Raw genomic sequence first — 12,709 nt, forward strand, 5'->3', positions numbered from 1 at the left:
GGAGAAGGGGGAACCAAACCCTCTTACTCCCCTCTCCCAGCTTGGGAGAGGGGCTGGGGGTGAGGGAGTCCAATGGCACTATCTCTACATCCCCCAAGGCGTGTTTGAACGCATGGCCGGTGATACCATTGCCGAACTGGCCCGTGCCTGTGCCCCTGCCTTACAAAACTTGCTGCAATCTGAGGAATTCCAAGACTTGCCCCTGTTTGTAAATTTGGGGCAATCCGACGAAGAAGTTGCTACTGTGGATAGCCTGATTGACCCAGCCATTCTCAAGGCGCTGCCTTCCCGCTATCGCCGCGCTGCCGATCAAGCCGTCATGCTCTATCGCTTCTTCGAGAACAAAGAAGGCATGAATTATGCGCCTGTCTTTACCGCCCTACTGGGTTCCATTGATGAAGTAGCAAAAGGCTTCCTGGTACGGCGACTGCAACCAGAGATGCCTGCTAGCGTGGATGACCAAAAAGCTTGGTTCGCTCCCTACTTGGGCGGTGTAGACCGTAAATCAGAGGACTATTACCGCAAACTGGCCCAAAATCTGAAACGGACGTTAGTGTTCAACAATGGCTTGTCACTGATTGGTTTGCTGCGATCGTGCCTAGACTACGCTCTCAATGACACCACAAAAATAGGGGGGGTATTTGAAGCCTTGCGAACTCAGTTGCGGTTTCAGGGTGGACGTAAGTTTTTGGAAACCGTGACCCGCATCAATGACTTTCGGAACACCTACATCGCCCACCAAGAGCAGGAATTGACGGATAAAACCCTGGCTGAGCAGGAACTCAAGATCTGGATCGAGGCATTGCACATGATCGGTAAGTAAACAAAATGTACTGGCCAAGCGAGATCACAAATCGTTGGCGTAGCCTCGACCTAGGAGTTTGGAGCCGACCGCCGCAAGGTGATCTGTAGGCATCAAAAGTGATCTGCGGCAGCTCATCTTAAGGTGTTGCAGGCTAAAGCCTGAACTACAAACGTTGCTTAGTTAATTAGGTGCTGCCCCCGGTAGTGGCAAGGCGATCGGCAGGTAGGTGATCGCGTCCGTGGGGAGCCGTAAGGACAGTCAGATCCGGTCCTACTGGGATGAGACCACCCGGATTCAGGGGAAACAGGTTGCCATAGTAGTCCCGTTTGATGATGTCCAGCCGACAGGTGTCGGCAATACCGGGTAGTTGGTAGAGTTCACGCAGGTAGCCACTTAGGTGGGGGTAGTCCTGGATACGGCGTTGGTTGCACTTGAACAAACCATAGTAAACAATATCAAACCGGATCAGGGTTGTGAACAAACGCACATCAGCGAGGGTCAGACGATCGCCACAAAGATACCGTTGTGCTGACAGGGTGGATTCAATCGCATCAAGGGTTGTGAAGAGTGCTTGGCAGGCTTGCGCGTAGGCCGTTTGGGTTTGGGCAAAACCGCAGCGGTAGACCCCATTATTCACATCCGTATAGATGCGATCGTTCCAATCATCGATCGCCGCCTTCAGGTCAGTAGGATACAAATCAAGCGCAGGGTTACGGGCAAAGGCATTGAACTCAGCATTGAGACTCACGATAATCTCGGCACTCTCGTTATTCACGATCGTCCCCGTGTGCGCATCCCAGAGAACAGGAACTGTGCAGCGTCCAGTGTAGCCCGGTTGGGCTTTTTGGTAGAGATCCGGCACCGTTTGACAACCGTGTTCGGGTTGGGTGAGCATCCACATCCCTGTCTGCGGAGAGGGTTCAACAATGACGATCGCGATCGCCGCTTCCAATCCCTTCAGGGCACGCACGACTAAGGTTCGATGCGCCCAGGGACAGCCCCAGCCGACAAATAACTGATAGCGGCCCGCCGCTGGCGGATAGACAGCCCCCGCTTGGGACGAAATCATCTGACGAAATTGGCTAGCCGGTCGCAGGTACTCCCCCGCCGCATTACGGGGGGCCATTTGGGCCATCATCGTCCGCCACATCGTCGTCCAGACAAATTTTCCTAATTTGATCACCGTACCGGGAGGCAGTGATCGACCCAAGCTCAGTTTGTTTTTCACCCTGTACCCCTCACGCTGGCAAATTCAAAATTCAAAATTCTTCCCCCTGGGTCTGGCCAAATGTCCAACGCCAGAGGGGATGGCTGGGTCCCTGTTGGTGAATGCGTTGGACCCGGCGCAGGAGTCGCTGCCGTTCCCGATCGCTGATGCCCCAGAGGGCATGTTGCGATTGCCAGAGTAGGGCCGAGAGCAGACTGGCCAAACATAGGGCTAAACCCAGGGTCGGCATGGGATTAAAGGCCAGCCCGTAACGTAGCGCAGACCAGGTGAAATGGTCGAACCAGAGGGTAACCTCCGATCGCAGAGCATACAGACTGAGGGGGGCAAGGCTGAGCCACAGGAGAATTACCGCCAGCCACCGTCCCCAAAGGATGAGTTGATGGAGCCGTTGGATCGCCACCTCGAATTGGGGATCAAGGTCCGCGATCGGGGCACTAGATTCGGGCTGGGACTTACTCATGCCGGGTCCGGCTGCTTAAAAAACGGTTGTTTCTAAAATCAGGGTAACTAAAACCAGCGAGAAGGTCTCGGTCCACTCAACCACTGCCCCATAGGTATCGCCCGTATGCCCCCCTAATTGCTGATTAAACCAAACCCCGGTCAAGATCGCAGGCAATAAGCCGACGATGCTCAGGGCAAATCCGGTCAGCATCACCGATCGCAAGCAGTCTGGGCGAAGCGCCTGTCCTAGCAAGGTCAGGTGGACAAAGCTGCCGAAACCCGCCAGTAGCACCAACAGGAGACCCGTGGGCAGCAATTCCCAGGGGGATTGGATTGCCGCTTTGTGGCAGGCCCCTTTGCCCGTGGGGCGCAGGTAGGGATAGCGCACGATCGCCAGCAGTTGCCCCCACCGTCCCCAGGCGGGCACCAGGAGCAGGGCTAACCAACGCCCCTGGGTTAAATCAGTCAGCGTTGCTACCTTGAGGAGGACGATCGCCACCGCCGCCATCACTCCAAAAGCGCCCGTGACACTATCCCGCATGACCGTTAACCGACGCTCAGGATCAGGAACGGCTAACCCATCCGCCGTATCGATCGCACCATCCAAATGCAACCCCCCTGTGAGGGCCAGCCAGCTAGCCACTAGGACGGCACTGCGCGTCAGAACGGGCATTCCCAGCAGGGATAGCCCCCCATCGGCGGCCACCAAAATGCTACCGATGAGTAAACCCACCAGGGGAGCCAAACGGGCAACCCCCTGGAAGTCTAACGGCCATGTGCTGGGGATGGGGAGACAGGTATAAAAGGCGATCGCAGCGACAAAACGCAGCATGGTTAATTGCAGATTGTGGGGTAGGCATCCTGACCTGCCTGGGGTAGGCATCCTGCCTGCCCCTGAGACAGCCGAATCTTCGATAGACTCAGACGGCTATCCCCTGTGCAACTTGTAATTTACTGAGCTTACATCATGCCCATGCCGCCCATACCGCCCATACCGCCCATACCGCCCATACCCCCCATGCCGCCCATGTCAGGGCCACCAGCCGGAGCGGGGGGTTCCGGTTTCTCCACAATCAGGGCTTCGGTGGTCAGCACCATCGCCGCAACGGAGCCAGCATCTTGCAGGGCCGATCGCACCACCTTGGCTGGGTCAACAATCCCGGCGGCAATGAGGTCTTCAAACTGCTGGGTCAGGGCGTTATATCCCACACTAAAGTCCTTCTCACGGACCTTTTCCACGATAACCGAGCCTTCCACCCCGGCATTTTCAGCAATCTGACGCAGGGGAGCTTCCAGGGCACGGATGACAATTTCCGCGCCGATCCGTTCTTCACCCTGGAGGCTGGCCACAAAGTCTTTCAACTGACCGCCCAAGTGGATCAAGGTCGTACCACCACCTGGAACAATCCCCTCCTCGACTGCCGCTTGGGTCGCATTGAGGGCGTCTTCGATCCGGAGTTTGCGGTTTTTCAGTTCCGTTTCCGTGGGGGCACCCACCTTAATCACGGCAACCCCCCCGGCAAGTTTCGCAATCCGCTCTTGCAGCTTTTCGCGATCGTAGTCGGAATCAGTTTCTTCCAGTTGCTTGCGGATTTGAGCAATGCGTTTCTGGACGGCGGTGGGGTTTTCGGTGGCCGAGACGATCGTCGTATTGTCCTTGGAGATGGTCACCTTGCGAGCAGTGCCCAGCATATCCAGGCTGACGTTATCAAGACCCAAACCCACTTCTTCGGAAATCAATTGGCCGTTGGTGAGGATAGCAATGTCCTGGAGCATGGCCTTACGACGGTCGCCAAAACCCGGAGCCTTCACGGCCACCACACTCAACACACCGCGCATCCGGTTCACCACCAGGGTGGCGAGGGCTTCCCCTTCCACATCTTCGGCAATGATCAGCAACGGTTGGCTAGAGCGGGCTACCTTTTCCAGGGTCGGGACGAGATCTTGAATCGAGGAAATTTTCTTGTCGGTAATCAAGATCAGGGCGTTTTCATACTCGGTGACCATCCGTTCCGGATCGGTGACAAAGTAGGGGGAAATGTAGCCACGATCGATCTGCATCCCTTCCACCACTTCCATCTCGGTGGTTAGGGACTTGGACTCTTCCACCGTAATCACGCCGTCCTTGGTAACCTTGTGCATCGCCTCAGCGATCATCTGGCCCACTTCCTCATCATTGCCAGAGGACACCGTGGCAACCTGGGCGATCGCATCCCCCTCAACCGGTTTAGCCACCGCCGCAATCCGCGTGACCAACTCGGCAATCGTCTTTTCCATCCCCCGCCGCAGGGCAACCGGGTTCGCACCCGCCGCCACATTACGCATCCCTTCGCGCACCATTGCCTGGGCCAGCACCGTAGCGGTGGTTGTGCCATCACCGGCAATATCCTTGGTTTTAGAAGCGACTTCCTGCATCAACTTTGCGCCCACATTTTGGAAGGGATCTTCCAACTCGATCTCTTTGGCGATCGTCACGCCATCGTTGACAATATCCGGGGCACCGAATTTCTTCTCCAGGACAACATTGCGACCACGGGGGCCAAGGGTGATGCGGACGGCATCCGCTAGGGCATTGATCCCCTGCTCCAGCGATTGTCGTGATTTTTCGTCAAACGAGATCAGCTTCGCCATATCTCAGGTCTCACCTTGTGTTAATACCAATAGTCCACCCTTGAATTTATCACTCAAGCTTGGAGAGTGCTAAACAAATTAAGGTGTGGATTTCTCCCGTTGGGGGGTGGTGTCGCGGCTGAGAAAGAGGACCCCCAGGGTGACGATCGCCACGCCCGTCAACTGTACCCCATTGAGATGTTCCTGGATCGCCAACCAGGCCAACACCACCGTTAAGGCGGGATTACTGGCCCCAATGATAGCGGCGGTGGTTGCCCCAATTTGGCGAATGCCTAAGTTATTGAGCAGATGTCCGGCCAAGGTGACGATCGCTGAAAAGCCCCCACCCACCCACAGGGGCCACCAGGACAAGGGTGCAGCCGCGTGCGGCCCCAGACTCAGGCTCCCAGCAGACAGGAGCAGGGTGACCGCAAAACTGATCCAGGTGAAGGGGACGGGGTGGAGGGACACAAAACTCTGCTGGGCGTTGATGGTATACAGGGCGTAGGCAAAGCCAGCCGTAATGCCACAGAGAATGCCGAGGGGACTGGCAACCCCGGCGATCGAGCGGCTGTGGGGTAAGGTCAAGACTGTCCCAACTAAAATCAGGCCCATGATGCCCCAGCGTTGGGGGCTAGGAGAACTGCCAAAGGTATACCAGGCTATCAGGGCCGTAAAAACGGGATAGGTAAAAAAGAGGGTGAGGGCAATCCCCGTGGGAATTAGGCCAACTGAGACATAGAGCAGGGCCAGGTACAGAAACATCAAACCGCCCCCAGCCAGCGATCGTCCCAGGAGAAACCGCTGACCGGACCTACTGATCACCTGCATATCCCGCCAGGTAGCTGGATAGAGCGTGGTAGCCAGGGCAGCCATCAGGGGGACCACGATCGCCATACGCATGAACAGTAGCAAGAACGAATGGGGCAGGGTAGGGGTGACAAAGCCCCCGGTGGGGAATAGGCCAAAGAGCGTCTGTTCCGTAAAGAGGACCCGCACAATGACATTTTGCAAGCAGAAACAAAAGGCCGCAGCCAGAACCAGCAGAAAACCCAACACAGCGATAGCCTCAAGAGAACGCGATACGCCAGGGTGAGCACTGGGGATGGATCACCGCTAAAATCGGGACCTCCCCCTCCCCCCCATACTCAGCGCCAGAACATTAAGGAAACCTACAACCTCCCCTATCCCCTCCAGGGGGATGCTAGCCTAAGTAAAACGGTTAGGACGAGTACCTTGTCAAGCATAAGGATGAGTGCTCTCGGTAGGCTCAGCCCAAACCGAGCAGTGCCGGTCCGCTGTGCGGTCTGGACTGCCTCCGAACACACTTGGCGAGTATTTCCTGATATTACGTGAGGTCTGCACTGTGGTTACAACCCCTGAATACGTCCAAAGGCCGGTTGCGGACAGGGGGGCGATCGGCGATCGCGTGGCTGTCCTACTGATGGGCTATGGCGAAGTGGAACGTTATGAGGACTTTGCCAACTATAACGAACAGGCCCTCAATCTACTCACGGCCAAGTTTGCCCCCGTGCCGACCTGGATTTATCCCCCTTTGGCGCGGTTGTTAGCGGTATTTGATTTGCATGAGTGGGGGCACCAGCATGGCAATTTCATTTCCCCCCACAATGCCATCTTTGAGCGGCAACGGGCGGGCATTGAGAAGCATTTACAAGCCCAATGGGGCGATCGGGTTAGGGTCTATAAAGCCTTTAACTTTTGTGCCCCCTTTCTGCCGGCCCAGGTCTTGGCCCAAATTCAGGCAGATGGGTTTGATAAGCTGCTGATTTATCCGCTGCTGGTCGTGGATTCGATTTTCACCAGCGGCATTGCGATCGAGCAGGTAAACCGCGCCCTCGCGGGGATGGGCACCGAGACCCCCCATTGGGTGAAGGGAATGCGCTATTTACCGTCGTTCTACGATCGGGCGGACTATTTAGATCTGTTGGCCGATTTGGTCGAGGCGAAGATCCAGGCGGATGTGATTATGGCCCATTTGCCCTCCCAGATTGGGATTGTGCTGATGAACCACGGCTGTCCGCACAAGGCGAAGGGATTCACATCAGGTATTACCGAAAGTCAACTTCTGTACGATCGGGTGCGCGATCGCCTTATTGAACGCTATCCCCTCATTTCCATCGGTTGGCTCAACCATGATACCCCCTTGATTGAATGGACCCAGCCCAATGTCCGACAAGCCGCGCAGAATTTGCTTGATTTGGGGGCAACGGCGATCGTGCTGATGCCGATTGGGTTTGCCACGGAAAACCATGAAACCTTGCTCGATGTCGGGCATATTATTGAAGACCTGCGACGGCGGCGGCCTGATGTTACCTATGTGCAAATGGACTGTGTGAATGATCATCCGGACTTTCTGCAAATGGCGGCGAGTTGGGTTAATCCCCTGATTGCCGACCTTTTGGCAGAGCAAAGTTTGGCGGTGAATCCAGCCCTTGCGATCGCCCACGCACCCCCTGCCCACGCGCACCATCATCACGCCCATGCTCACCCACATCCCCACGATCATCCCCATTCCCACTCCCACTAACCCTGGCGTCAGAGGGCAGAAGGGACCCGTAGCATTGGCCCATCTCTGGTGTTAATGCGCTCCGTTCGGGTTGAGCCGGTCGAGGGCGCGCCGGCTTAAACGTCATCGTCCTTTAGTCTCCCGCCGGGGTTTGAGCAGGTTGGCTTTCCGGCCAAGTACCCGTCCCTAGTTGTTCGACTAACGGTGATGAATAGACCGTTTGCAGGGTACCGCGCATAGCCAGTAATGCCAACCGATCGCTAACCCCTTGCTTCGCAAATCCCTGACTAAATTTGTAGCATTCATAAACCGACGTGAAGCCACTGGTTTGGAGACAGTTAACCAGGGACGGTCGGGTTAGCCAAAAGCTCTTGGGGTTATCGAGGGAAGCCCAAGCCGCCTGTTCCCGCTCCGCTGGGGAAGCAGCCTCGGCGTGCTCCTGGTAGTATTCCCCCCAATAGGTTTGACCTTGATAGGTCTGCTCAACTGCTGGCGTTAGACTAATGTGGGTATCCACGATCGCAAAGCCCCGGCAGCAGGCCGCGAGTTGCTCGATAAAGGCGAACACATCGGGGGCATCCAAATGATAGAGAATCCCCAGGCATAAAATCACATCAAACTGACCGTAGTTAGCCACGCTTAAGTTGCGCACATCATCCTGGTAAAAGGTCAGGCGATCGAGCCGATGGATATCCTTAACCAATCGGGCCTTTTCCACACTCGCCTTACGGCCCTCAATGCCGACGACCTCAGCCCCTTGCAGCGCACATTCGATCGCGTACCATCCTTCTAAACAGGCTAAATCTAAAATTCGTAATTGTGTCCACGGGCGACGGGCAATATCCGCCACAATTTGTGTGAGCCAACGGGGACGAATATCACGGGCCGATTGATTATCCAGGGTGTAAATACCGTGCCCCAAGTGGATATTGTGGGCTGTCCAAGGACCATATTGGGCGATGATCGCTTGTTTCGCCTGCTCAATTTGGGCGGCAGAGAGGGGGGCGTCAACCGACATGGGCATCTCTAGGGTAAGGGGTTAAAGCTGCTTGACTGACAACACTCGAACCGCCCTCACCCCAACCCCTCTCCCAGAGCGGGCGAGGGGCTTTTGCGCCAGTTTTTGGGGTTGAAGTCCCTTCGCCCCTTGTGGGCGAAGGGATTTAGGGATGAGGGGAAAAGATTGGTCAGTCAAGCAGGGGGTTAAAATCCTCTTGATTCTGCCCGGTTAAGGGATATTGTGCAATGGGCCATGAGGGGTCCGAATGCAACAGGCAAAACGCCAAGTTCCCGGTTAGGGAGGGGAACCGGATTGCATCAACTGCTGCTTACAGGTTTGGGGGTCGCCCTGGCTAATCACACGGCCATTCTGGAGCAGGAAAGCGCCATCGCAATAGTCCAGTTCCTCCAAGCGATGCGTGACCCACAGGGCGGTAATCCCGCGCTGTTTGACAAGAGCTTGTACCCGACTGACGAGATCCCGTTGACTATCAGGGTCCAGGAGGGCGGTGGGTTCATCCAACAGCAAAACCTGACTATGGCGGGCGATCGCCCCTGCGATCGCGACGCGTTGTTTCTGGCCACCACTCAGGGCGTAGATCGGTCGCCGCTCAAACTCAGTTAGGCCGACGGCGGCCAAACTCTCCCACACCCGCTCCCGAACTTTTTGGGGGGGTAATTGCTCAGCAACGAGGCCAAAGGCAACATCAGCCCCCACCGTAGGCATCACCAGTTGGTGATCGGGGTTTTGGAAGACAAAACCGACGGGTTGGAGGGCTTGGGTGTGGCCCGCTTGCGGAGTCAACAGGCCCGCCAGAATCCGCAATAGGGTGGATTTACCGCTGCCATTGGTACCCAACAACATCCAAAATTCCCCCTGGGGCACCCTCAGGGAGCATTGGTCAAGGACCCATTGTGCCGGTGTCCATTGAAAGGCAACGCGATCGACCACGATCGCTGGTGACGCAATTGTGGTGTCCGGGGGTACGTCATTCACCCGCGCCTGATCCCCCCTTGCCGCACTTATCCTGAGCTGATCCCCTATTCTGAGCCACGCTCTGATCCCCAGTGTTAGGCCATGCCACACTTCTGATGTCCTATCCTTTGATGTCCTATCCTTCTGCCTCATCCTGGGACAGGGCAAAGAAGCCAGGTGGGCGTCCGGAGGCGGCAGCGGTACCCGATTTCTCCGACACCTGGACAGCCAGGATTTCACTCGTTAGCACTGCAATTTTTTTATCCACCTCTTTCTCACAGGTTAACTCCAGGAGGGGGGTCGCTGCACTGTTCTGCATCACGGACAGAATATGCTGATAGAGCGCCATTGCATCCGCCTCAGACTTACGTTGCACCGAGAGGGAAACAGGGGAATAGCGCAGGACTACTTCGAGAAGAAACATGGGAATGGTGTGATGATGAGTACAGCAAGCCTATCCTAGCTGATCCCTGTCGCCTTAAGCAGCGGGTGGGTGCAGGTGGGGTCGATCGCGTATTATCTCTCAGCAGAGTTGTGACGGTTAGCTGCTCATGTCCCTTGTCCCCACCCCACGCCAAATTTTGGCGACATTGCTGCCGCCCTTGCGACTAGCCGCCGCCTATGCCCGCCAGATTCAACCCCGGATCACCCGTCGTCCGGCCAAGGCTGCTGATAGTGTTTTCGGGGCAGCCCTCAGTGATGCCGATCTGTCGATCCAAACCCTGGTGGAGGTGGCGCTGCTGGCCCATTTCCCGTCCCTCCGTTTCTATGGGGAGGAATACGAGCAGTCCTATAACACCAAATACTTACGGGCGATCACCCTAGGGGAGCCAAATGATTACCTGGTTACTCTGGACCCGATCGATGGCACCCAGTTTTACCTGGATGGGCACAACAATTATCAAATTATCCTGAGTGTCCTCAATACCGACGACTATGAAGCCGCGATCGCCCTCAGCCCTGCTCAAGATACCTACTGCTATGCTCTTCGGGGGCAAGGATGCTGGGTAGGTCCTCTAACAGCGGCGTTAGACGATTGTCAACCCCTCCGCATCCAGAATCCTCAACCCACCATTTTGCTGGGTTGGGGGATGGAACGGTATAAACCCGCCCTGCGCGATCGCTACACCGTGATCGATGTCGCCAAAGGCTATTCCGCCACCCAGCAGATTCCCAATGTCAATGGGATGCTCAGCGGCGAGTTGGCCGGCGTGATTATTCGCAATGGCAATTTTATCGATGGCGCTGCCCTAGCCTTTATGGCCCAGGAAGCCGGGGCGATCGTCTCCACCCATGCCGGTCTGCCCCCACCCCCCCTGATTGATTGCGTGGCCTATCGCCGACCTGGCCTAGTGATTGCCGCCTCACGGAAAGTTCAGCAGGACCTTCTCCAAGCGATCGCCGCCACCCCCGATGGCCCCGATCGCTAATGCTTAGCCGAAGTCGAAGCGGCTGGGAACCTATCCGTCCATAGGGAAGTTACGACTGACAAACGGTGAGATTCCCCCTCGCCAAAGTTAACCAGAAAAGTTAACCAGAACACTATCCCCCTCGATTTTAGCCACATAGACTGCTAGGGGCTTGTCTGCCGGACCCGCAACCAGTGCCCCCCTTTCGCTAAATCTGGCCTCGTGGCAAGGACAAACAAAAGCTTTAGCATCCCCTTGCCAATCGACCGTACAGCCATCATGGGTGCAAGTCGGATTCACCGCTAGTAGGGTATCTGTATTGGCGGGATCGCGGATCACTAAAACGGGTTGGGCCAGGTTCTCATTGAGTAAGCCCCCAGGGTTATCCAGGGCGGCAACAGGACCCACAACCTGGAAGCCATCGGGACGGACTGGAGCAGCGGTGTCAACATTGCTCCCGGTTTGGCCACAGCCAGAAACCACAACGGGGAGAGAACTCACCACTCCGCCAACGCCAACCCAACCAATAAATTCTCGACATCTCATAGGCATACCCCAATGACATTAACGGGCGGCTGGGGTCCCAGCCAACCAGGGACGATCGCGGCTAGATCAAATCATCAGGCCCGATCGCCTCGTTAGTCCCTAGCTTAACGATTCCTGGGCGCGATCGACAGCCACCTAGCATGAGGCCACACCGGGACGATCCAGTGGCGACAGAAGCACCCTATTGGTCCATTGAGGGAGGAGCAGTCGGTATTTTATTTAAACAACTTTTTTGTTGATTTTCACAACTATCCTCGCCCTTCAGTGCCAATATTTTTCCAGCACAAAACATTCCTCAAAAGAATCTAAAGTTATCGGTCAACCTAGGGGGGAGATGCGACAATAGTTTTAGATTTTTTCAATATCAGTTCCTCATTTTTAAGTCGCTTGTGAATTACTCTGACTATGGTGGCAGATAGGTCTAATCCCAATTCTGCAAAATCAGTCAGGAAGCCACTTATAGCCGTTTTGTAATAATCTTGCAATAAATGTATATATTCATTACCGGGGTAACTAAATTCATCAGGAATAGGGATTCTGGGGGGATCTAGATCTGTCAGATCTGTCAGGTTTGCCTAGAGCTTCTTCATTAATTCTTTAGATTCCAAGGAAGTCCGATGTCGCCACTATCGCCAACTCCAACCACCGATCGCCCAGCCGCCGCCCCCAATAATGAGCATCCTAGCGGGGACAAGCGTTTTAAGGTATTAGACATCACCATGAAGCGCAACCAATACCGCTCTGATGCCCTAATCGAAGTTTTACATAAAGCCCAGGAAGCCTTTGGCTATCTGGAAGAAGACGTATTGCACTACATTGCACGGGGGCTAAAACTTCCCCTCAGTCGCGTCTATGGGGTTGCGACGTTTTACCACCTCTTCTCGCTCAAACCCAGCGGTGCCCACAGTTGTGTTGTTTGCTTAGGGACCGCCTGCTACGTCAAAGGGGCGGGGGAACTGCTCGCGGCGCTGAAACAGGAAATTGGCCTGAGCGAGGGCGAAACCACCCCCGACGGTCAGGTGTCGCTAGTTACCGCCCGCTGTATTGGGGCCTGTGGCATTGCCCCAGCGGCAGTCTTTGATGGTCGCGTCGCTGGTAAGCAAACCCCCGAAGCCGTCCTCGCAGCCGTCAAGGCATGGCTCCCCGATGCGACGTAATGCCTTTTGCC

Annotated in this window: 13 protein-coding genes; 4 read left to right on the forward strand and 9 right to left on the reverse strand. The window is 55.7% G+C overall.

Going from position 1 to position 12,709, the window contains the following annotated elements:
* The coding region (locus tag ACWIUF_RS15370) for a hypothetical protein (protein ID WP_448573383.1) at positions 1 to 823 on the forward strand (823 nt) is incomplete at its 5' end.
* 166 nt (positions 824 to 989) lie between these two features.
* Here ACWIUF_RS15370 and ACWIUF_RS15375 read toward each other — a convergent pair.
* The 5 genes from ACWIUF_RS15375 to ACWIUF_RS15395 all read right to left on the reverse strand — a co-directional run bounded on the left by ACWIUF_RS15375 (position 990) and on the right by ACWIUF_RS15395 (position 6,143).
* Complete coding sequence (locus tag ACWIUF_RS15375) at positions 990 to 2,033, reverse strand: glutathione S-transferase family protein (RefSeq protein WP_448573385.1); 1,044 nt, start codon at positions 2,031 to 2,033, stop codon at positions 990 to 992.
* Between the two features lie 31 nt (positions 2,034 to 2,064).
* Positions 2,065 to 2,493, reverse strand: a complete 429-nt coding sequence (locus ACWIUF_RS15380) for a hypothetical protein (RefSeq protein WP_448573386.1) — start codon at positions 2,491 to 2,493, stop codon at positions 2,065 to 2,067.
* A gap of 15 nt (positions 2,494 to 2,508) precedes the next feature.
* Entirely contained in the window at positions 2,509 to 3,306 is a 798-nt protein-coding gene (cobS, locus tag ACWIUF_RS15385) for an adenosylcobinamide-GDP ribazoletransferase (RefSeq protein WP_448573387.1), read from the reverse strand.
* A 128-nt stretch (positions 3,307 to 3,434) separates the two neighbouring features.
* Entirely contained in the window at positions 3,435 to 5,105 is a 1,671-nt protein-coding gene (gene groL, locus ACWIUF_RS15390; RefSeq protein ID WP_448573389.1) for a chaperonin GroEL, read from the reverse strand.
* Between the two features lie 78 nt (positions 5,106 to 5,183).
* Positions 5,184 to 6,143, reverse strand: a complete 960-nt coding sequence (locus tag ACWIUF_RS15395) for a DMT family transporter (RefSeq protein ID WP_448573390.1) — start codon at positions 6,141 to 6,143, stop codon at positions 5,184 to 5,186.
* Between the two features lie 307 nt (positions 6,144 to 6,450).
* Here ACWIUF_RS15395 and ACWIUF_RS15400 point away from each other — a divergent pair, with 307 nt between their 5' ends.
* Positions 6,451 to 7,632 (forward strand): ferrochelatase, encoded by a 1,182-nt coding sequence (locus ACWIUF_RS15400; protein ID WP_448573391.1) that lies wholly within the window; start codon positions 6,451 to 6,453, stop codon positions 7,630 to 7,632.
* Between the two features lie 112 nt (positions 7,633 to 7,744).
* Here the strand turns inward: ACWIUF_RS15400 and ACWIUF_RS15405 are convergent, their stop codons facing one another.
* From ACWIUF_RS15405 to ACWIUF_RS15415, 3 genes are all read right to left on the reverse strand, one after another.
* Positions 7,745 to 8,629: a class I SAM-dependent methyltransferase gene (locus tag ACWIUF_RS15405; protein WP_448573392.1), complete on the reverse strand. Its 885-nt coding sequence runs from the start codon at positions 8,627 to 8,629 to the stop codon at positions 7,745 to 7,747.
* A 276-nt stretch (positions 8,630 to 8,905) separates the two neighbouring features.
* Entirely contained in the window at positions 8,906 to 9,607 is a 702-nt protein-coding gene (locus ACWIUF_RS15410; RefSeq protein WP_448573393.1) for an energy-coupling factor ABC transporter ATP-binding protein, read from the reverse strand.
* Between the two features lie 115 nt (positions 9,608 to 9,722).
* Positions 9,723 to 10,010, reverse strand: a complete 288-nt coding sequence (locus ACWIUF_RS15415) for a hypothetical protein (RefSeq protein ID WP_448573394.1) — start codon at positions 10,008 to 10,010, stop codon at positions 9,723 to 9,725.
* A 127-nt stretch (positions 10,011 to 10,137) separates the two neighbouring features.
* Here ACWIUF_RS15415 and ACWIUF_RS15420 point away from each other — a divergent pair, with 127 nt between their 5' ends.
* Positions 10,138 to 11,016, forward strand: a complete 879-nt coding sequence (locus ACWIUF_RS15420) for an inositol monophosphatase family protein (RefSeq protein ID WP_448573395.1) — start codon at positions 10,138 to 10,140, stop codon at positions 11,014 to 11,016.
* 87 nt (positions 11,017 to 11,103) lie between these two features.
* On the opposite strand, the gene ACWIUF_RS15425 is transcribed toward ACWIUF_RS15420, so the two are convergent.
* Positions 11,104 to 11,541, reverse strand: a complete 438-nt coding sequence (locus ACWIUF_RS15425; protein ID WP_448573396.1) for a QcrA and Rieske domain-containing protein — start codon at positions 11,539 to 11,541, stop codon at positions 11,104 to 11,106.
* Between the two features lie 617 nt (positions 11,542 to 12,158).
* On the opposite strand from ACWIUF_RS15425, the gene hoxE reads away from it, so the two are divergent.
* Positions 12,159 to 12,698 (forward strand): bidirectional hydrogenase complex protein HoxE, encoded by a 540-nt coding sequence (hoxE, locus tag ACWIUF_RS15430; protein ID WP_448573397.1) that lies wholly within the window; start codon positions 12,159 to 12,161, stop codon positions 12,696 to 12,698.
* Positions 12,699 to 12,709 lie beyond the last annotated feature (11 nt).

This window comes from Trichothermofontia sp. (assembly GCF_053493415.1).

Bases quoted from the DNA above. Each gene is read 5' to 3' on its own strand.
- ACWIUF_RS15380 (WP_448573386.1), bottom strand. From the start codon at position 2,493: ATGAGTAAGTCCCAGCCCGAATCTAGTGCCCCGATCGCGGACCTTGAT.
- cobS (WP_448573387.1), bottom strand. From the start codon at position 3,306: ATGCTGCGTTTTGTCGCTGCGATCGCCTTTTATACCTGTCTCCCCATC.
- groL (WP_448573389.1), bottom strand. From the start codon at position 5,105: ATGGCGAAGCTGATCTCGTTTGACGAAAAATCACGACAATCGCTGGAG.
- ACWIUF_RS15405 (WP_448573392.1), bottom strand. From the start codon at position 8,629: ATGTCGGTTGACGCCCCCCTCTCTGCCGCCCAAATTGAGCAGGCGAAA.
- ACWIUF_RS15415 (WP_448573394.1), bottom strand. From the start codon at position 10,010: ATGTTTCTTCTCGAAGTAGTCCTGCGCTATTCCCCTGTTTCCCTCTCG.
- ACWIUF_RS15420 (WP_448573395.1), top strand. From the start codon at position 10,138: ATGTCCCTTGTCCCCACCCCACGCCAAATTTTGGCGACATTGCTGCCG.
- ACWIUF_RS15425 (WP_448573396.1), bottom strand. From the start codon at position 11,541: ATGAGATGTCGAGAATTTATTGGTTGGGTTGGCGTTGGCGGAGTGGTG.
- hoxE (WP_448573397.1), top strand. From the start codon at position 12,159: ATGTCGCCACTATCGCCAACTCCAACCACCGATCGCCCAGCCGCCGCC.